The 17,024-nt window shown below is 72.0% G+C and carries 19 protein-coding genes; 12 read left to right on the top strand and 7 right to left on the bottom strand.

Annotated elements, in window-relative coordinates:
- The first annotated feature begins 15 nt into the window (after window positions 1–15).
- Window positions 16–537 carry a hypothetical protein gene (locus HMPREF0063_RS08410; protein ID WP_007078239.1) on the top strand — a complete coding sequence of 174 codons (522 nt, stop codon included), beginning with the start codon at window positions 16–18 and terminating at the stop codon, window positions 535–537.
- Window positions 538–565: 28 nt separating this feature from the next.
- Here the strand turns inward: HMPREF0063_RS08410 and HMPREF0063_RS08405 are convergent, their stop codons facing one another.
- A complete protein-coding gene (locus HMPREF0063_RS08405; RefSeq protein ID WP_007078238.1) occupies window positions 566–1,282 on the bottom strand; it encodes an IclR family transcriptional regulator in 717 nt (238 codons plus the stop codon).
- Window positions 1,283–1,370: 88 nt separating this feature from the next.
- Between HMPREF0063_RS08405 and leuC the strand changes: the two genes are divergently transcribed.
- Genes leuC through HMPREF0063_RS08390 form a run of 3 tightly spaced genes read left to right on the top strand, consistent with a single transcriptional unit; the run spans window position 1,371 to window position 3,869 of the window.
- Window positions 1,371–2,792, top strand: coding sequence for a 3-isopropylmalate dehydratase large subunit (gene leuC / locus HMPREF0063_RS08400; RefSeq protein WP_007078237.1), 1,422 nt, complete (start codon window positions 1,371–1,373; stop codon window positions 2,790–2,792).
- A 1-nt stretch (window position 2,793) separates the two neighbouring features.
- Window positions 2,794–3,393, top strand: a complete 600-nt coding sequence (gene leuD / locus HMPREF0063_RS08395; RefSeq protein ID WP_007078236.1) for a 3-isopropylmalate dehydratase small subunit — start codon at window positions 2,794–2,796, stop codon at window positions 3,391–3,393.
- Window positions 3,393–3,869, top strand: coding sequence for a hypothetical protein (locus tag HMPREF0063_RS08390; RefSeq protein ID WP_007078235.1), 477 nt, complete (start codon window positions 3,393–3,395; stop codon window positions 3,867–3,869). Before leuD ends, HMPREF0063_RS08390 begins: the two co-directional genes overlap by 1 nt.
- 6 nt (window positions 3,870–3,875) lie before the next feature.
- Here the strand turns inward: HMPREF0063_RS08390 and HMPREF0063_RS08385 are convergent, their stop codons facing one another.
- A complete protein-coding gene (locus HMPREF0063_RS08385; RefSeq protein ID WP_007078234.1) occupies window positions 3,876–4,448 on the bottom strand; it encodes a dihydrofolate reductase family protein in 573 nt (190 codons plus the stop codon).
- A 74-nt stretch (window positions 4,449–4,522) separates the two neighbouring features.
- Here HMPREF0063_RS08385 and HMPREF0063_RS08380 point away from each other — a divergent pair, with 74 nt between their 5' ends.
- A complete protein-coding gene (locus HMPREF0063_RS08380; RefSeq protein ID WP_040320197.1) occupies window positions 4,523–5,095 on the top strand; it encodes a TetR/AcrR family transcriptional regulator in 573 nt (190 codons plus the stop codon).
- A gap of 88 nt (window positions 5,096–5,183) precedes the next feature.
- On the opposite strand, the gene HMPREF0063_RS08375 is transcribed toward HMPREF0063_RS08380, so the two are convergent.
- Window positions 5,184–5,462 (bottom strand): hypothetical protein, encoded by a 279-nt coding sequence (locus HMPREF0063_RS08375; protein ID WP_007078232.1) that lies wholly within the window; start codon window positions 5,460–5,462, stop codon window positions 5,184–5,186.
- A 98-nt stretch (window positions 5,463–5,560) separates the two neighbouring features.
- Here HMPREF0063_RS08375 and HMPREF0063_RS16585 point away from each other — a divergent pair, with 98 nt between their 5' ends.
- Both HMPREF0063_RS16585 and HMPREF0063_RS16580 read left to right on the top strand, forming a co-directional pair.
- Window positions 5,561–6,301: a lysophospholipid acyltransferase family protein gene (locus HMPREF0063_RS16585; RefSeq protein ID WP_007078231.1), complete on the top strand. Its 741-nt coding sequence runs from the start codon at window positions 5,561–5,563 to the stop codon at window positions 6,299–6,301.
- Window positions 6,302–7,303 (top strand): NAD(P)H-dependent glycerol-3-phosphate dehydrogenase, encoded by a 1,002-nt coding sequence (locus tag HMPREF0063_RS16580; protein WP_007078230.1) that lies wholly within the window; start codon window positions 6,302–6,304, stop codon window positions 7,301–7,303. It abuts the gene before it with no gap.
- A 10-nt stretch (window positions 7,304–7,313) separates the two neighbouring features.
- Here the strand turns inward: HMPREF0063_RS16580 and HMPREF0063_RS08360 are convergent, their stop codons facing one another.
- Window positions 7,314–8,381 (bottom strand): trans-sulfuration enzyme family protein, encoded by a 1,068-nt coding sequence (locus HMPREF0063_RS08360; RefSeq protein ID WP_007078229.1) that lies wholly within the window; start codon window positions 8,379–8,381, stop codon window positions 7,314–7,316.
- A 49-nt stretch (window positions 8,382–8,430) separates the two neighbouring features.
- Between HMPREF0063_RS08360 and HMPREF0063_RS08355 the strand changes: the two genes are divergently transcribed.
- Window positions 8,431–9,501, top strand: coding sequence for a D-alanine--D-alanine ligase family protein (locus HMPREF0063_RS08355; RefSeq protein ID WP_007078228.1), 1,071 nt, complete (start codon window positions 8,431–8,433; stop codon window positions 9,499–9,501).
- A gap of 14 nt (window positions 9,502–9,515) precedes the next feature.
- Here the strand turns inward: HMPREF0063_RS08355 and HMPREF0063_RS08350 are convergent, their stop codons facing one another.
- Entirely contained in the window at window positions 9,516–9,752 is a 237-nt protein-coding gene (locus HMPREF0063_RS08350; RefSeq protein WP_040320196.1) for an Lrp/AsnC family transcriptional regulator, read from the bottom strand.
- A gap of 87 nt (window positions 9,753–9,839) precedes the next feature.
- Between HMPREF0063_RS08350 and HMPREF0063_RS08345 the strand changes: the two genes are divergently transcribed.
- Entirely contained in the window at window positions 9,840–10,814 is a 975-nt protein-coding gene (locus HMPREF0063_RS08345; RefSeq protein ID WP_050760931.1) for a thiamine-phosphate kinase, read from the top strand.
- Between the two features lie 78 nt (window positions 10,815–10,892).
- On the opposite strand, the gene HMPREF0063_RS08340 is transcribed toward HMPREF0063_RS08345, so the two are convergent.
- On the bottom strand, window positions 10,893–12,311 hold the full coding sequence (locus tag HMPREF0063_RS08340; RefSeq protein ID WP_007078226.1) for an amidase: 1,419 nt from the start codon (window positions 12,309–12,311) through the stop codon (window positions 10,893–10,895).
- Window positions 12,312–12,328: 17 nt separating this feature from the next.
- Complete coding sequence (rpmB, locus tag HMPREF0063_RS08335) at window positions 12,329–12,514, bottom strand: 50S ribosomal protein L28 (RefSeq protein ID WP_040320687.1); 186 nt, start codon at window positions 12,512–12,514, stop codon at window positions 12,329–12,331.
- 189 nt (window positions 12,515–12,703) lie between these two features.
- On the opposite strand from rpmB, the gene HMPREF0063_RS08330 reads away from it, so the two are divergent.
- The 3 genes from HMPREF0063_RS08330 to rsmD all read left to right on the top strand — a co-directional run bounded on the left by HMPREF0063_RS08330 (window position 12,704) and on the right by rsmD (window position 17,023).
- Window positions 12,704–14,293: a DAK2 domain-containing protein gene (locus HMPREF0063_RS08330; RefSeq protein WP_007078223.1), complete on the top strand. Its 1,590-nt coding sequence runs from the start codon at window positions 12,704–12,706 to the stop codon at window positions 14,291–14,293.
- Between the two features lie 64 nt (window positions 14,294–14,357).
- Window positions 14,358–16,475, top strand: coding sequence for an ATP-dependent DNA helicase RecG (locus tag HMPREF0063_RS08325; RefSeq protein WP_007078222.1), 2,118 nt, complete (start codon window positions 14,358–14,360; stop codon window positions 16,473–16,475).
- A complete protein-coding gene (rsmD, locus tag HMPREF0063_RS08320; protein ID WP_007078221.1) occupies window positions 16,472–17,023 on the top strand; it encodes a 16S rRNA (guanine(966)-N(2))-methyltransferase RsmD in 552 nt (183 codons plus the stop codon). The genes HMPREF0063_RS08325 and rsmD overlap by 4 nt, the downstream gene beginning before the upstream one ends.
- Window position 17,024 lies beyond the last annotated feature (1 nt).

Genomic DNA, 17,024 nt, shown 5'->3' with positions numbered 1-17,024 from the left:
CACGGAGGAGCACTGATGGCCAGGTCGAAGGCGTCCAGCGGCACCGGGGTCGAGCCCGACAGCGGCGCGGGCAAGAAGGAACTGAAGGCCAGGGTGGCTGCCCTCGAGAAGACCGTGGCCAAGCTGGAGTCCAAGCTCCAGAAGCAGCGTGACAAGGTCGTCGCCGCGGAGAAGAAGGCCGCCAGGTCGGCCCGGGAGGCTGCCGCCGAGATCGAGAAGTACCGCGCCAAGGCGGCGAAGGCCCGGCGCCGGGCCCGTGCCGCGTCCGAGCAGCCCGCCGCGGTCGATGCGGTCGATCCCGACACCGCCTTCGGCGACCTGCCGGTGCGCCTTGGCGGCGGTCCGGTCCGGGTCGCGTCGGTCGACTCCGAGAAGGTGCCGCAGAAGCCGGTCCTCGCACCGGCGGTGGCCGGGTCGTCGGTCCCGGACGAGACGTGGACGGTCACCCGCCTGCGCGCCGAGGCCAGGTCGCGGGCGGTGCCGGGCTACTCGCGCAAGTCCAAGGCCCAGCTCCTCGAGGCGCTCGCCGCCTCCTGAGTCGGCGGCTCTGCGTCAGGCGGGGACGTCAGGCGTGGCGCCGCAGGCTCTGCGAGAGGCGTTCGCCGGCGGCGACGACCGCCGGTGCGTGCATGCGGCCGGGCTGGCGGGTGAGGCGCTCCAGCGGTCCGGAGACCGAGACGGCGGCCACGACCTTGCCCGAGGGTGAGCGCACGGGCGCCGACACCGACCCGACACCGGTCTCCCGCTCGCCGATGCTCTGCGCCCACCCGCGCCGCCGGACCGCCGAGAGCTCGGCGGCGGAGAAGGTCGCCTTCAGCAGCCCCTTGTTCATCCGCTCGGGGTCCTCCCACGACAGCAGGATCTGCGCGGCGGAGCCCCCCGTCATCGTGAGCTGGCTGCCGACCGGGATCGAGTCGCGCAGGCCGGTGGGGCGGTCGGCGGCGGCGACGCAGACCCGGTGCTCACCCTGCCGGCGGAACAGCTGCGCCGACTCGCCGGTGATGTCGCGCAGGCGGGCCAGGACCGGTCCGGCGGCGGCGAGCAGGCGGTCCTCGCCGGCGGCGGAGGCCAGCTCGCCGAGCCGCGGCCCGAGGATGAAGCGCCCCTGCAGGTCGCGCGCGACCAGGCGGTGGTGCTCCAGCGCGACGGCGAGGCGATGAGCGGTGGGGCGGGCGAGTCCCGTGCTCGCGACCAGGCCGGCGAGGGTGGCCGGACCCGGCTCGAGCGCGGCCAGCACGAGAGCCGCTTTGTCGAGGACCCCGACTCCGCTAGAGTTGTCCATGAGTTGATACTGCCGTATCGCATGGTGAGACGCAAGCGACCGGAACCGCAGGCGACACACCCCGGGCACCGCACAGTAGGGACGACACATGGGCAAGACGCTGGCCGAGAAGATCTGGGACGAGCACGTGGTGCGCAGCGCCGCGGGCGAGCCCGACCTGCTCTACATCGATCTGCACCTCATCCACGAGGTCACCAGCCCGCAGGCCTTCGACGGACTCCGTCTCGCCGGGCGTACCGTGCGGCGTCCCGACCTGACCCTGGCCACCGAGGACCACAACATCCCGACCACCGATCTCGACCAGCCGATCGCCGACCTGGTGTCGCGCACGCAGGTCGAGACGCTGCGTCGCAACTGCGAGGAGTTCGGCGTCCGACTCCACCCGATGGGCGACATCGACCAGGGCATCGTGCACGTCGTCGGCCCGCAGCTGGGTCTGACGCAGCCCGGCATGACCGTCGTGTGCGGCGACTCCCACACCTCGACCCACGGCGCGTTCGGGTCCATCGCCTTCGGTATCGGCACGTCCGAGGTCGAGCACGTCCTGGCGACCCAGTCGCTGTCCCAGGCCCGTCCGAAGATGATGGCCGTCGAGGTCGTGGGTGAGCTGCCGGTCGGCTCCACGGCCAAGGACCTGATCCTCTCGCTGATCACGCAGGAGACCACCGGCGGTGGGCAGGGCTACATCGTGGAGTACCGGGGCGAGGCCATCCGGGCGCTGTCGATGGAGGCCCGCATGACGATCTGCAACATGTCGATCGAGTGGGGCGCCAAGGCCGGTCTCATCGCGCCCGACCAGGTCACCTACGACTACCTGCAGGGCCGTCCGCACGCGCCGACCGGCGCCGACTGGGACGCTGCCGTGGCGCACTGGGACAGCCTGGTCACCGACGACGACGCCGTGTTCGACAAGGTCGTCACCATCGACGCCGCCACGATCACGCCCTTCGTCACCTGGGGCACCAACCCCGGTCAGGGCGTGCCGCTGTCGGGCAGCGTGCCCGACCCGGCCTCCTTCGAGGACGACAACGAGCGCATCGCCGCCGAGAACGCCCTGCGCTACATGGGCCTCGAGGCCGGCACCCCGATGAAGGACATCAAGGTCGACACGGTGTTCATCGGGTCGTGCACCAACGGCCGGATCGAGGACCTCAGGGTGGCCGCGTCCCTGATCGACGGTCACCACGTGGCCGACGACACCCGCATCCTCGTGGTGCCGGGCTCGGTGCGGGTGCGGCTGCAGGCCGAGGCCGAGGGGCTCGACCAGATCTTCCTCAAGGCGGGCGCCGAGTGGCGCGGCGCGGGATGCTCGATGTGCCTGGGCATGAACCCCGACCAGCTCGCACCGGGGGAGCGCAGCGCGTCGACCTCCAACCGCAACTTCGAGGGACGTCAGGGCAAGGGCGGACGCACCCACCTCGTGTCGCCCGACGTGGCGGTCGCCACCGGCGTGCTCGGTCACCTGGCCGGCCCCGCCGACCTCGCCCAGCTCTCGACGGCAGGAGCCTGACATGGAGAAGTTCACCCGCCACACCGGCGTCGGCGCCCCGCTGCGCCGCAGCAACGTCGACACCGACCAGATCATCCCGGCGGTCTGGCTCAAGAAGGTCACCCGCGACGGGTTCGAGGAGGGTCTGTTCTCCGCGTGGCGCAACGACCCCGAGTTCGTCCTCAACCAGGACGCCTACCGCGAAGCAACCGTGCTCGTCGCCGGACCCGACTTCGGCACCGGGTCCTCGCGCGAGCACGCGGTCTGGGCCCTGCAGAACTACGGCTTCAAGGTCGTCATCTCGCCGCGCTTCGGTGACATCTTCCGCGGCAACTCCGGGAAGGCCGGGCTGCTGGCGGCCCAGGTCGACGACAAGGTCGTCCAGCGGCTCTGGGACCACCTCGACGAGCACCCGGGCGCGACGATCTCGGTCGACCTCGAGGAGCGGACCGTCCGAGCCGGCGAGGGCCCGGACGCGATCGAGGACTCCTTCACGATCGACGACTACACGCGGTGGCGGCTGCTGGAGGGTCTCGACGACGTGGGCATCACGTTGAGCCACGAGGCCGACATCGCGGCGCACGAGGCGGCTCGCCCCGCCTTCAAGCCCGCCACCCTCTGATGGGCCGGCAGCACGTCGTCACGCGGGAGTCCGTGGTGCCGGCAGCTGCCGACGACGTGTGGTCGCGCGCCGTGACCTTCGACGGGATCGACCACGAGCTGCGGCCCTGGCTGTCGATGACGGTCCCGGCCGGGGCCGACGGGCTCAGCCTCGACTCCGTCGTGCCACCGCACCGGGTCGGGCGCTCCTGGGTACGGATGTTCGGTGTCGTGCCGGTCGACTTCGACGACATCACGATCGCCGAGGTCGGTCCCGGGCGACGATTCCTGGAGCGCTCACGCATGTTCAGTGCCCCGGTGTGGCAGCACGAACGGACCGTGGAGCCGGTCGACGACCACTCCTGCCGGGTGCGGGACGAACTCACCTTCGAGCCACGGCGCGGTGCCGGGTGGGTGGCCCCGCGCGTGGTCGGGGCCCTGTTCACCCACCGGCACCGACGGCTCGTCGCGCACTGGTCGGTCCGACCTTCCGGCTGAACGGAGTCAACGGCACCGGCTGTACTCGGCGATCACGACGCCTGAATCGCAGGCTCGGGTCGAGGTGAGGGCAAAGCCACGGGGCATGTGGGTCGTCTTGCCGAAGAGGCGGATGCCGTCGCCGAGCAGCAGCGGATTGATCTTCAGGACCAGGTGGTCGATCTCGTCGATGACGGTGGCGGCCAGCTGACCACCGCCCGCCAGGTAGACGCCGGTGCCGTGGGTGTCCGCCTTGAGTGCCCGGACCGTCTCGAGTGGGTCCGCGGTCACCGTGATCCCAGCCGGCACCGTGCGAGACCGGCGGGACGCCACGACCTGGCGCAGGTGTCTGTACGGATTGTCGATCCCGACCGAGAGCGCGGGCAGGTAGGTGTCCCACCCCATCACGACGGTGTCGAAGCGTGACTGGTCTGAGGTGATGCCGACAGCGTCCTGCACGTGAGTCGGGATGGTGTCGGCGTACTCGTCGAACAGCACGTCCATGTGGTCGCCCTCGGTCGAGAAGGCGTCGTAGCTCCCGTCGGGCGCGGCGATCAGGCCGTCGAGACTGACGGCGACGAGGTAGGTCAGTTCACGCATGCGATCTCCCATCACAACATCTGTAGTGAGTTCGAGACTACTACAGATGTTGTGCATGAACTAGGGTGTCGGTCATGGCCCCCAATGCCGAACGCCGACGTGACCTCGCCGATGCCGGTCTGCGGGTCATGGCCGGCGAGGGTGCTCGAGGCCTGACCCACCGAGCGGTCGATGCCGAGGCCGGCGTCCCGGTGGGCACGACGTCCAACTACTTCCGGACCCGGGACTCGTTGGTGGCGGCGCTCGTGGACCGGATCGGCGAGCGGATCGCTCCGGACCCCGAGATCCATGCGCGTCTCGCGGTCCGGCCGCGTGACCGCGAGACGTTCGCGGACTACCTGCGGGACATCGTCGCCCGCCTGACGGCTGAGCGGGACGTGACGCTGGCGCTGTTCGAACTTCGTCTCGAGGCTGCGAGGCGCCCCGAGGTCGCGGATCGTCTCGGCGAGTGGCTACGGGCCGGATTCGACGCCGACGTCGAGTTCAACCTCGGTGCGGGGCTTCCCGGCGGCCGTGAGGAGATCGCCTTGTTCCACTACGCGATCGACGGCCTGATGCTCGACCGGCTCACCACGCCGATCGACCCCGGTACCTCGAGCGAGGACATCGTCGAGCGACTGGTCGCCGGACTCCTTCCCGGCAGCTGACCGCCCCCGGCCCACGCCGGCGATTCGTGGAGTTTGGTGGGCGTTCTCTCGGCGGAATCCGACCAGAATCCCGCGCATCCGGTGGGGGCTAGCCCTTCGACGTCACCGCCGCGTGGATGGCGGCGACCTGCTCGGCGATCTGCGGGACCTGCTTGATCAGCTCCAGCTCACCGGCCAGCTCGGTCAGCAGGTCCTTGACCTGGGTCAGCACCTCGTGGGTCTCGGTGAGGGTCCCGCTGACCGTGGTCAGGGTGCTGTCGACCGAGCTGAGCGTGCCGTCGACACGTCCCAGCACCACGTCGACGTTGTTGATGGTCTTGTCGGCGCGGCTGATCAGCGCAGCGGGGTTGCCGGGGAGCAGGGCCATGGGTCCTCCTGAGCGAAAAGATGTCGTGTCAGAAGCGACCGTAGTCGCTCCCGGTGATGCTCGTCACGGTGGGTCCGGGCAGGGACTAGGGTCGGGGCATGAGCAGGTGGTCGGGCATGCCGCGGACGACGCGGTGGGTCGTGCGGGTGATCCGGCCCTTCCTGCAGGTCTTCACCCGTCGGGACTGGTCCGGCGCCGACCGGCTGCCGACCGGTGGGTACGTGCTCGCGCCCAACCACCTCTCGCACCTCGATCCGTTCCTGATCTCCCACTTCATGGTCGACCACGGCATCGCGCCGAGATTCCTGGCCAAGGACACGCTGATGACGCTGCCGGTCGGCGGCCGGCTGCTGCGGGGCACCGAGCAGATCCCCGTCTACCGCAACACCGAGGGCGCGGCGGAGTCGCTGCAGGCAGCCGTGCGCGCCGTCGAGGCAGGCCAGGTCGTGACCATCTACCCCGAGGGCACCCTCACCCGTGATCCCGACGCCTGGCCCATGTCCGGGAGGACCGGGGCGGTGCGGGTCGCGCTGGCCACCGGGCGCCCTCTGGTCCCGATGGCGCAGTGGGGAGCACAGGAGATCCTGTGGCCCTACTCGCGCCGCCTCCGGCTCCTGCCGCGCAAGACGGTGCGGATCCGCATCGGAGATCCCGTCGACCTCAGCGACCTCGAGGGGCGCCCGCTCACCGAGGACCTCCTGCACGAGGCGACCGACCGGTTGATGGACACCCTCACCACCATGCTGGCCGAGGTGCGCGGCGAGCTGCCGACCCGGCCGCGACTGGACGTCCGCACCCTCGAGCCACCCCGGACCACCTACAAGAGACTGGAGCCCTAGATGGCCACGATCGCCGTGATGGGTGCCGGATCATGGGGCACCGCGTTCGCGCTGGTGCTCGCCGATGCCGGCAACGACGTGACGATGTGGGGGCGTCGCGCCGAGCTGTGCGAGGCGATCTCGACGACCCACGAGAACCCTGACTACCTGCCCGGGATCGAGCTGCCGGACGCCGTCCGTGCGACGTCGGACCCCGCCGAGGCGCTGGCCGGTGCCGAGGTCGTGGTGCTCGCCGTCCCGTCCCAGCAGCTGCGGGCCAACCTCACCGACTGGGGGCGGCACATCGGACCCGACGCCGTGCTGGTGAGCCTCATGAAGGGCGTCGAGCTGGGCACCCACCTGCGCATGAGCGAGGTCATCGCCGAGCTCACCGGTGCCGGGCCCGAACGGATCGCGGTCGTGAGCGGACCGAACCTCGCCCGCGAGATCGCCGAGCGGGAACCGGCCGCGAGTGTCGTCGCCTGCGCCGACCGGCAGGTGGCCGAGTCCCTGCAGCGGATCTGCCACTCGCCGACCTTCCGGCCGTACACCAACGACGACGTCGTGGGGTGCGAGCTCGGCGGCACCACCAAGAACGTCATCGGGCTGGCCGTCGGCGTGGCGGTCGGCCTCGGCTTCGGCGACAACGCCAAGGCGTCGATCATCACCCGTGGCCTCGCCGAGACCGCCCGGCTGGGTGCCGCGCTGGGCGCGGACCCGCTGACGTTCTCGGGGCTGGCCGGCATGGGCGACCTGGTGGCCACGTGCTCCTCGCCGTTGTCGCGCAACCGCAGCTTCGGCGAGAAGCTCGGCCAGGGGTTGACGGTCGACGAGGTCGTCGCCCAGACCCGGCAGGTGGCCGAGGGGGTCAAGTCCTGCACCTCGGTCAAGGAGCTGGCCGAGCTGCACGGTGTCGACATGCCGATCGTCCAGGGGGTCAACGCGCTCGTGAAGGGCGAGGTCGGCCCGCGGGAGCTGGTCGCCGCGATGATCTCGCGGGCCACCCAGCCGGAGGTGCGCTGAGCCGGGCCGGTCAGCCCACCACGTCGAGCGCGGCCGCCAGGTCGTCCCACAGGTCGTCGACGTGCTCGATGCCCACCGAGAGCCGCACGAGCGACTCCGGCACGTCGACCGGCTCGTTGGTGTGGCGGCGTCGCCGCTCCCAGGTGGACTCCACGCCGCCGAGGCTCGTCGCGTAGGTGATCAGCCGGCTGACCTCGGTCATCTTCTGGGCCGCCACCGGTCCCGCGGCCACCTCGAACGCGATGATGGTGCCGAACCCCGGGTAGCGCAGGCCCGTGACCTGCGGCGCGAGGGCCAGTCGTGAGCTGAGCTCCCGGGCGTTCTGCTCGGCGCGGTCGAGCCTCACGTGCAGGGTGCGCAGGCCGCGCAGGGCCAGGTAGGTCTCCAGGGCCCCCGGGATCGCCCCGTGGCTGCTGCGTCGTGACGCGAGGGCCCGGTACGCACGGTCGTCGTTGGTGACGACCGCGCCCAGGACCACGTCGCTGTGTCCGGCGATCAGCTTGGACGCGGAGTGCACCACGAAGTCCGCTCCGAGCTCGAGCGGCTTCTGGCGCAGGGGGGTGGCGAAGGTGTTGTCGACGGCGACGGCGGTCCCCGCGGCCGAGACGGTGGAGGCGATCGTGCGGATGTCGGCGACGTCGAGACCGGGATTGGTCGGGGACTCCAGCCACAGCAGCGCCGCATCCTCCGAGGCTCGCACGACCGCCTCGGTGTCGGTCACGTCGACCAGACGCAGGTCCACCTGGCCGCGACGGACGCGTTCGGACAGCTGGCTGGTGGTGCCGTAGTACGAGCCGGCAGCCGCCACGACGGTCCCCCCGGGTGGCACCAGCTCGAGCAGCGCGGTGGTGGCGGCCATGCCGGAGGCGAACGCCAGCGCGCGACCGCCCTCGAGCGCCCCCAGCGCCGCCTCGAAGTCGGTCCAGGTCGGGTTGCCGTGGCGCGCGTACTCCGAGTCGCCTCCCGGGACCAGCGCGCTGGCCAGCGTGATCGGTGAGTTGAGCGGACCCCCGGGGGTCGCGGCGGGGCGACCCGCGGCGACGGCGACGGTCTCGGGCGCACGTGGTCGAGATCGCATGCGTCCATTGTGCAGGTCGACCCCGGTGCGGGCTATAGGCTCCGGTGTGATGTCCCCGAACCCCGGTACCAGCGTCCGCCGCCCCCGGCTCGCCGTCGTGTTCGGCGGCAGGTCCAGCGAGCACGGCGTGTCGTGCCTGACCGCTCGTGAGGTGCTCGCGGCCCTCGACCCCGATCGCTACGACGTCCGACCGATCGGCATCACGACCGACGGTGCCTGGGTCGAGGAGACCGCTCGGTGGGACGACCTGGCCCCCGGCACCCTGCCGGCGGTCCGTGCCGACGGTCCGGTCTTCGCGTGGGAGCGGTTGGCGGAGTTCGATGCCGTGTTCCCGCTGCTGCACGGTCCGTGGGGCGAGGACGGAACGGTCCAGGGGCTGCTGGAGATGGCCGACATCCGGTACGTCGGCGCCGGCGTGCTGGCGAGCGCGGTCAGCATGGACAAGCCGTTCACCAAGACCGTCTTCTCTGCGGCCGGTCTCCCGCAGATCCCGTACGTCACCATCCGGCCGTGGGAGTGGAACCGCGAGCGGTCCCGGGTCGAGGCCCGCATCCGCGCGCTCGGGCTGCCCGTGTTCGTGAAGCCGGCGAGAGCGGGGTCCAGCTCGGGGGTCGCGATGGTCGAGTCGTGGGACGACCTGGACGCTGCCGTCGTGGCCGCTCGGGCCTTCGACCCCAAGGTCATCGTCGAGGCGTTCGCCCGGGGCAAGCGTGAGCTGGAGTGCGGCGTCCTGCAGGGCCCGGACGGCCGGCCGGTGGCCAGCGTCGTCGGCGAGATCACCGTCGCCGCGGAGTCCGACCACGACTTCTACGACTTCGAGGCCAAGTACCTCGACGGGACCAGCGTCAACCTGGTCCCGGCCGACATCCCGGTCACGCTCAGCGAGCGGATCCGGACCTACGCCGTGCAGGCCTTCGAGGCCGTCGGCTGCGAGGGCCTGGCGCGCGTCGACTTCTTCCTCACCGACGACGGTCTGGTCGTCAACGAGATCAACACGATGCCGGGCTTCACCCCGTTCTCGATGTTCCCGCTGCTGTGGGAGGCGTCAGGCGTGCGGTACGAGGACCTCGTCGACCGGCTCGTGCGCCTGGCGCTCGACCGCGACACGGGTCTGCGCTGACGTGGCCGGGCGGCTCAGATCCGGACGACGGGGCAGGTCAACGTCCGGGTGATCCCGGGGACCTTCTGGATGGTGCCGACGACGAGGGTCCCGAGCTGGTCCATCGACGTGCCCTGGGCCCGCACGATCACGTCGTAGGGACCGGTGACGTCCTCGGACGTCGTCACCCCGTCGATCCCGGCGATCGCCTCGGCGACCTCGGCCGCCTTGCCGACCTCGGTCTGGACCAGGACGTAGGCCTGCACGGTCATCGGGGCTCCTTCGGGGCGGTACGGGGACCTGCCCACGCTACCGGACGGGCGCGCGGGCCCGAGGGCCGCGTGCGTCAGAATGGGGTGATGGAGCCATCTGCGGGTCGACCTGACGACGTGTCCGTCCTGACCGTGGGCGAGCTGGGGGAGTTCGGGCTGATCGACCGGGTGCGCCGGATCATCGGGTCCGATCCCCGGGTCCTGATCGGACCGGGTGACGATGCCGCCCAGGTGGCCACCCGTGACGGGCACGTGCTGGTCACGACCGACCTGCTGATCGAGAACCGCCACTTCAGGCGCGACTGGTCCACGGCCGCGGAGGTCGGTCGCAAGGCCGCGGCGTGCAACCTGTCGGACATCAACGCGATGGGTGGCATCGCCACGGCCCTCACGATCGGTCTCGGGGCGCCGGCGAGCCTGCCCGTCGCGTGGGCCGAGGAGTTCACCCGCGGCTTCGTCAGCGAGTGCGACCTCGTCGGCGCCCAGGTCGTCGGCGGCGACGTGACCGCGGCCGAGGTCGTCGTGGTGGCGGTGACGGCGATCGGCGACGCTCCGCGGCCCGTGCGCCGGGCGGGTGCACTTCCCGGTGACGTCGTCGCGGTCGCCGGCACGCTGGGGCTGGCCGGCGCCGGCTTCGCGGCGCTGAGCCGTGGGTTCCGCTCGCCCCGGGCAGCCGTCGACGCCCACCGGGTGCCTCATCCGCCGTACGCGGCGGGCCCGCAGGCGGCTGCTGCCGGCGCGACCTCGCTGGTGGACGTCAGTGACGGGCTGCTCGCCGACCTCGGCCACGTGGCGCGGGCCAGCGGGGTGCGGATCGAGCTGGAGTCCTCACGACTGACCGTCCCGGAGGCCGTCGTCACGGTGGGGGAGGCCCTCGGCCGCGACCCGGTGTCGTTCGTGCTGACCGGGGGCGACGACTACGCGTTGGCGGCGACCTTCAGCGCCGAGACCCCGCTGCCCGACGGGTGGACGCAGATCGGCCGGGTGTCCGACGGCGAGGCCGCCGTGCTCGTCGACGGATCACCGTACGACGGCGACCCGGGCCACCAGCACTTCCGCTGATCCCAACCCAGAAGTGCTCCCGGATCAACCGTTTCGAGGACGAAAAGGGTGCGTTCGGGAGCACTTCTGGGTCGGGTTTCAGGGGTGGATGCGGGCGAAGGGTCGGGCTTCCTCGAGCTCGAAGGCCAGCTCCAGCAGGGTGCGCTCGTCCCCGAGGTCGGCCGACACGTGGATGCCCAGCGGCAGCCCGGTCGAGGTCTGCGCGAGCGGCAGCGAGATGGCCGGCCCGCCGCTGGCGTTGTTGGCGGGCGTGAAGCCCACGTACTGCAGCAGGCGGGGGAACAGCACGTCGAAACCGTTCGCCGGTGACAGGTGCCCGAGCAGCGGCGTGGTGTGCGCCAGCACCGGGGACATGATCACGTCGACGTCCCGGAAGGCCTCGCGGTAGATCTGCGTCGAGCGCCGCAGACCCGCGATCGTGCCCGGCAGGGTCCAGGGACGCCGTGAGAACTCGCGCGCCAGCCCTTTGGTCAACGCGTCGTTGCGGCTGCGGTCGTAGCTCGGGTCCATCAGCCGGGGACCGAACCGGTGCAGCGAGAAGCCCAGCAGGGCCCAGTAGTTCGAGAAGTGCTTGACGAACTCCGGACCGACCGGGAGCGGCCGTTCGACGACCCGGTGGCCCAGGCCACGAGCCAGTTCGGCCACGTCCAGCACCGCGGCGCGGGTCTCGTCGTCGGTGGGCTCGGGGGTCAGCGAGTCGAGGATGAGCCCGATCCGCAGGCGGCGGGTCGACGGACCCGTCACGTGACCGATGCGCGGCAGGCGGGCGACCGGGCGGTACTGCTCGATCGCCGCAGCGAAGGCGGCACTGTCCCGGACGGAGCGGCTCACGATGCCGTTGGACACGATGTTGACCGGCATGCCCTTGGCGTCCGCGCCGATCTCCTCGCGGCCGCGGGTCATCTTGAGCCCCACCAGACCGCAGGCGGCGGCCGGGATCCGGATCGAGCCGCCACCGTCGTTGGCGTGGGCGAAGGGCACCACCCCGGACGCGACCATCGCCGCTGATCCACCGGACGACGCCCCGCACGAGTAGTCGGTGTGCCAGGGATTGCGGGTCGGTCGGCCGTCCTCGAACTCCGTCGAGGCGTTGAAGCCGAACTCCGGCAGGGTCGTCTTGCCCAGCACCACGGCACCGGTCGAGCGGTACTGACGCGTGAACGGTTCGTCGGCGGGGGCCGGGCGGGCCACGAAGGCGCGGGTGCCGTGGTTGGTCGGCATCCCGGCCACGGCGGTGTTGTCCTTGATGAAGGTGGGCACGCCGGAGAAGACCCCGGGAGCGGGGGCTGCCGCTTCGGCCAGGGCCGCGTCGAACGCGCGGTGCACGATGCCGGAGAGGTGCGGCTCGACGGACTCGGCCCGGGCGATCGCCGCCTCGGTGGCCTCGACGGCCGTGATGGTGCCGCTGGCAATGGCATCGGCGACCCCGACAGCGTCGAGATCGCCGATCGCGTCGTCACCGAAGGCGTGGACGCGGGTGTCGGAGGTGTTCTTCACACCCCGGACTGTAGTGACTAGCGCGAGACCTTGCCGGCCTTCAGGCAGGACGTGCACACGTTGACCCGCTGCGGCGTGCCGTTGACGACCGCGCGCACCCGCTGGATGTTCGGGTCGAAGCGGCGCTTGGTGCGCCGGTGCGAGTGGGAGACGTTGTGACCGAAGCCGGGTCCCTTGCTGCACACATCACAGACGGCTGCCACGGTGACCACTCCTGAAGTTCATTCTCGAAAGTACGGGGACGATGGGCCCGCCGGCGAGGACGCCGGAGAGCAACCGCTCAAGAATAGCCGACCTCCCCGCCGTGAGGCGAATCGGCTCGGCGCACGCCCGGACGGGCCTGGTTCGACGCCTCCCACCCGCAGCCCTGGTCGGGCGATAACCTCTAGCGCATGGTCCTGCGTATCGATGCCGCGGCATTCACCGCGTGGACCGAGCTGTGCGTCGCGTCGCTGTCGTCGACCCGGGCCGAGATCGACGCGATGAACGTGTTCCCGGTGCCGGACAGCGACACCGGCACCAACGCCTACCTGACCTTCGTGTCCGGTGCGGAGGCGGTCGCCGACGCTCCGGCGGATCTCGAGCTGCCGGCCCTGGTCCGGCACTATCTCGACGGCCTCCTGACCGGCGCGCGGGGCAACTCCGGCGTCATCCTGTCCCAGCTGGTGCGGGGGTGCTTCGCTGGCCTGCCGCTGGACGGCGAGGTCGACGCGGCGCACGTGGCCGAGGCCTTTGAACGGGCCACCGACGCCTCGTACGTGGCGGTCGGCGACCCGAAGGAGGGCACGATCCTGTCGGTGGCGCGCGCCGCCAGCGAGGGTGCGCGCCGCGCGGCCGAGGAGGGGCGCGACGCCCGTGACGCGTTCACGATCGCCGCCGCCGCCGCCCGCAAGGGTCTGCGGCGCACCCCCGAACAGATGGAGGTCCTGGCGCGGGCCGGGGTGGTCGACGCCGGCGGCCGAGCGCTCGTCGTGGTGCTGGACGCGACCGAGCAGGCGCTCACCGGCCGCATGCCGGACCCGGTGAGCGCGACGGTGCCCGTGCCGGTGGCCGCGGGTGACGACCTGGTCGAGGGAGGACCCGGCTACGAGGTCATGTACCTGCTCGACGCCGACGACGACCGCATCGCCGAGCTGCGCCGGGCCCTCGCTCCGCTGGGCGACTCTCTCGTCGTGGTGGGCGGCGACGGGTTGTGGAACGTGCACGTGCACGTCGACGACGTCGGAGCCGCCATCGAGGCCGGGATCGCCGCGGGGCACCCGCGCCGCATCACCGTGACCCACTTCGCCGACCAGGTCGCCCGCCAGCGCCGCTCCGCCGGCCGACGCGTCGTCGTGGTCGCCACCACGGGGCCGGGCATCACCGCCCTGTGCGAGCAGGCCGGGGCGGTCGCGGTGCCGTTCACCCGCGACGAGCCCCTGGGCGGCGACCTCGTGCGGCGGACGATCCTCGGCACCGACGCCGACGAGGTCATCGTGCTGCCGAACAACCAGCGGTACGTGGGTCTGTTCGAGGCGGCGGCCAAGGAGGCCCGGCAGTCGGGGGTGCGGGTCGCGGTCATCCCCACCGCGGCGCAGGTGCAGGGTCTTGCGGCGCTGGCCGTCCACGACGCGGGCATCGACTTCGACGACGACGTGGTCGCGATGTCGAGCGCGGCCGGGCACACGGCGCACGGCGCCGTGACGGTGGCCACCGAGCCGGGCATGACGATGGTGGGTCCGTGCGTGGCCGGTGACGTGCTCGGCGTCGTCAGCGGCGACTTCGCCGTCGTGGGAGGTGGCCAGCTCGAGGTGGCCGCCGCGGTCCTCGAGCGGCTGCTCTCGCCGGCCTCCGAGCTCGTCACCGTCGTCACCGGGCACGGGGCGGAGGAGGACCTCGGTCCGGCGCTGGTCCGTCACCTCGCGCGGTCCCGGCCCGACGTCGACGCCGAGGTGCACGAGGGTGGCCAGGAGAACTACCCGCTGTTCCTCGCGGTCGAATGAGGAGGACGCGCCCGGCGGGGTCGGGGCGGGCGGTCGACGCGAGCCGTGCCGCGGCGGGTGCACCGTGACGTCCGGCCTGACACCGTCGGCCCGCCTGAGCGCGGCGATCGGCGACACGTCGGCCCGGGCCCTCGAACGGGCCTTCGGCATGCGGACGGTCGACGACCTGCTGCGGCACTACCCACGCCGCTACCTGGAGGTGGGGGCGCTGACGCCCCTGGGCGACCTCGTCGAAGGCATGCACGTGACCGTCATGGCCCGGGTGAAGTCGGCCCAGAACTTCCGGTTCGGTCCCGGTGGGCGGCGCACGCGCAGCGAGGTCGTCGTCACCGACGACACCGGCGAGCTGTCCCTGACGTTCTTCAACCAGGCGTGGCGCGGCACGATGCAGCCGGGCCAGGTGGGGCTGTTCGCGGGGGTCGTCGGATCGTTCCGCAACCGTCTTCAGCTGACCCAGCCCGACTACGACGCCGTCGGTGACCGTCTCGCGCGAGGCGTGGTGCCCATCTACCCGGCCACGGCGAAGGTGTCGTCGTGGGCGATCGAGCGCGCGGTGGGCACGTGCCTGGACGTCGTGGTCGACCTGCCCGAGACCCTGCCCGAGTCGGTCCGGACCGAGCACGGCTTCGTGCCGGTGGCCGAGGCGTTCGAGGCCGTGCACCGGCCGCACGACGTCGCTGCCGCCTACCGGGCACAGGCCCGGTTCCGGTTCGAGGAGGCGTTCGTGATCCAGACCGTGCTGGCCCAGCGGCGCCGCGCCGCGGCCGAGGCGTCGGCGACCGCGCGTCCGCCGCGGACCGGGGGACTGCTCGACCGGTTCGACGCCCGGCTGCCCTTCGCCCTCACGGCCGGGCAGCTGGAGGTGGCGGCACAGATCGAGGCGGACCTCGCGGCCCCCCATCCGATGCACCGCCTGCTGCAGGGCGAGGTCGGGTCGGGCAAGACGGTCGTCGCCCTGAGGGCCATGCTCCAGGTGGTGGACGCCGGAGGGCAGGCGGTGCTGCTCGCCCCCACCGAGGTGCTGGCCGCCCAGCACCACCGCAGCATCTCGTCGATGCTCGGCGACCTGGCGGCCTCGGGCCTGCTGGGTGGCGCGGAGGGGGCGACGCGGGTCCGTCTGCTGACCGGGTCGATGGGCGCGAAGGCCCGCCAGGCCTCCCTGCTCGACGCCGTCTCGGGCGAGGCGGGGATCGTCGTCGGCACCCACGCCCTGCTCTCCGACGGCGTCGACTTCGCCGACCTGGGCCTGGTCGTGGTCGACGAGCAGCACCGGTTCGGCGTCGAGCAGCGGGCAGCGCTGGTCGACCGTGCCGCGACGCGCCCCCATGTGCTGGTCATGACGGCGACCCCCATCCCCCGCACGGTCGCCATGACGGTGTTCGGCGATCTCGAGACGTCGGTGCTGCGCGAGCTGCCCGCGGGCCGGCAGCCGATCCAGACCACGGTCGTCCCGGTCGCCGACCGGCCAGCCTGGCTCGACCGGGTGTGGCAGCGGGTCCGCGAGGAGGTCGGTCGGGGCCGCCAGGGGTACGTCGTGGTCTCGAGGATCGGGGAGTCCGAGGCCACCACCACCACTCGTTCGCTGACGGACCTGTTCGCCGAGCTCGAGGTCGGTCCGCTGCTCGGACTGCGCCTCGGTTTCCTGCACGGCCGGTTGCCGGCGGACGAGAAGGACGCCGTGATGCGAGCCTTCGCCGCCGGCGACGTCGACGTGCTCGTGGCCACCACCGTCATCGAGGTCGGGGTCGACGTCCCGAACGCGACCGTCATGGTCGTGATGGACGCCGACCGGTTCGGCATGTCGCAGCTGCACCAGCTGCGAGGACGGGTCGGGCGCGGCCAGGAGCCGGGTCTGTGCCTGCTGGTGACGACGACCGACGCCGCTTCGTCCGCCGCCGAACGACTCGTCGCGGTCGCCTCGACGACCGACGGGTTCGAGCTGTCCCGGCTCGACGTCGAGCTCCGCAGCGAGGGCGACGTGCTCGGGACCCGGCAGTCCGGCTTCCGGTCGAGCCTGCGTCTGTTGTCCGTCGTCAGGCACGAGTCAGTGATCACCGAGGCGCGGACCGCGGCCGAGGCCGTCGTCGCAGCCGATCCCTCGCTCGCGAGCAGCCCGGCGCTCGCCGCGGCGGTGGAGGCGCTCGAGGCCAGCGAGCGCGCCGAGTACCTGGAGCGCACATGACGCGGATCGTGGCCGGCCGGTTCAAGGGTCGCCGTCTGCACACCCCGGCCGGTGACGTGACCCGCCCCACGAGCGACCGGGTGCGGGAGTCCCTGTTCGCCTCGCTGGTGTCGGAGTTCGGAGGGTTGGAGGGTCTGCGGGTGCTCGACCTCTTCGCCGGGTCCGGCGCCATCGGGCTGGAGGCGGTGTCCCGTGGCGCGACCCTCGTGGACCTGGTGGAGCACGACCGCAGGGCCGTCCAGGTCGTCCGCCGCAACGCCACGGACCTCGGTGCCGGCGTGGCCCGGGTGCACCTCTCGACGGCGCAGAGGTTCCTCCGCACCGCGCCCGCGGAGCCGTACCACCTGGTGGTCCTCGACCCGCCGTACGGCATGGCGACGCAGGACGTCACGGGGCTGGTCGAGGTGCTGGCCGACCCGTCGTGGTGCGTCCCCGACGGACTCCTCGTGGTGGAGCGGTCCACCCGCGACCCGTTCGTGTGGCCGGCCTCTGTCACCCCGCTGCGCGACCGGGCGTACGGCGAGACGACGCTTTGGTACGGTCGCTGAC

The organism is Aeromicrobium marinum DSM 15272, assembly GCF_000160775.2.
Lineage (GTDB): Bacteria > Actinomycetota > Actinomycetes > Propionibacteriales > Nocardioidaceae > Aeromicrobium > Aeromicrobium marinum.
Note: the sequence above shows the minus strand (reverse complement) of the source record. Positions and strands in the feature narration are given on the sequence as shown.

Bases quoted from the DNA above. Each gene is read 5' to 3' on its own strand.
- HMPREF0063_RS08410 (WP_007078239.1), top strand. From the start codon at position 16: ATGGCCAGGTCGAAGGCGTCCAGCGGCACCGGGGTCGAGCCCGACAGC.
- HMPREF0063_RS08405 (WP_007078238.1), bottom strand. From the start codon at position 1,282: ATGGACAACTCTAGCGGAGTCGGGGTCCTCGACAAAGCGGCTCTCGTG.
- leuC (WP_007078237.1), top strand. From the start codon at position 1,371: ATGGGCAAGACGCTGGCCGAGAAGATCTGGGACGAGCACGTGGTGCGC.
- leuD (WP_007078236.1), top strand. From the start codon at position 2,794: ATGGAGAAGTTCACCCGCCACACCGGCGTCGGCGCCCCGCTGCGCCGC.
- HMPREF0063_RS08390 (WP_007078235.1), top strand. From the start codon at position 3,393: ATGGGCCGGCAGCACGTCGTCACGCGGGAGTCCGTGGTGCCGGCAGCT.
- HMPREF0063_RS08385 (WP_007078234.1), bottom strand. From the start codon at position 4,448: ATGCGTGAACTGACCTACCTCGTCGCCGTCAGTCTCGACGGCCTGATC.
- HMPREF0063_RS08380 (WP_040320197.1), top strand. From the start codon at position 4,523: ATGGCCCCCAATGCCGAACGCCGACGTGACCTCGCCGATGCCGGTCTG.
- HMPREF0063_RS08375 (WP_007078232.1), bottom strand. From the start codon at position 5,462: ATGGCCCTGCTCCCCGGCAACCCCGCTGCGCTGATCAGCCGCGCCGAC.
- HMPREF0063_RS16585 (WP_007078231.1), top strand. From the start codon at position 5,561: ATGAGCAGGTGGTCGGGCATGCCGCGGACGACGCGGTGGGTCGTGCGG.
- HMPREF0063_RS16580 (WP_007078230.1), top strand. From the start codon at position 6,302: ATGGCCACGATCGCCGTGATGGGTGCCGGATCATGGGGCACCGCGTTC.
- HMPREF0063_RS08360 (WP_007078229.1), bottom strand. From the start codon at position 8,381: ATGCGATCTCGACCACGTGCGCCCGAGACCGTCGCCGTCGCCGCGGGT.
- HMPREF0063_RS08355 (WP_007078228.1), top strand. From the start codon at position 8,431: ATGTCCCCGAACCCCGGTACCAGCGTCCGCCGCCCCCGGCTCGCCGTC.
- HMPREF0063_RS08350 (WP_040320196.1), bottom strand. From the start codon at position 9,752: ATGACCGTGCAGGCCTACGTCCTGGTCCAGACCGAGGTCGGCAAGGCG.
- HMPREF0063_RS08345 (WP_050760931.1), top strand. From the start codon at position 9,840: ATGGAGCCATCTGCGGGTCGACCTGACGACGTGTCCGTCCTGACCGTG.
- HMPREF0063_RS08330 (WP_007078223.1), top strand. From the start codon at position 12,704: ATGGTCCTGCGTATCGATGCCGCGGCATTCACCGCGTGGACCGAGCTG.
- rsmD (WP_007078221.1), top strand. From the start codon at position 16,472: ATGACGCGGATCGTGGCCGGCCGGTTCAAGGGTCGCCGTCTGCACACC.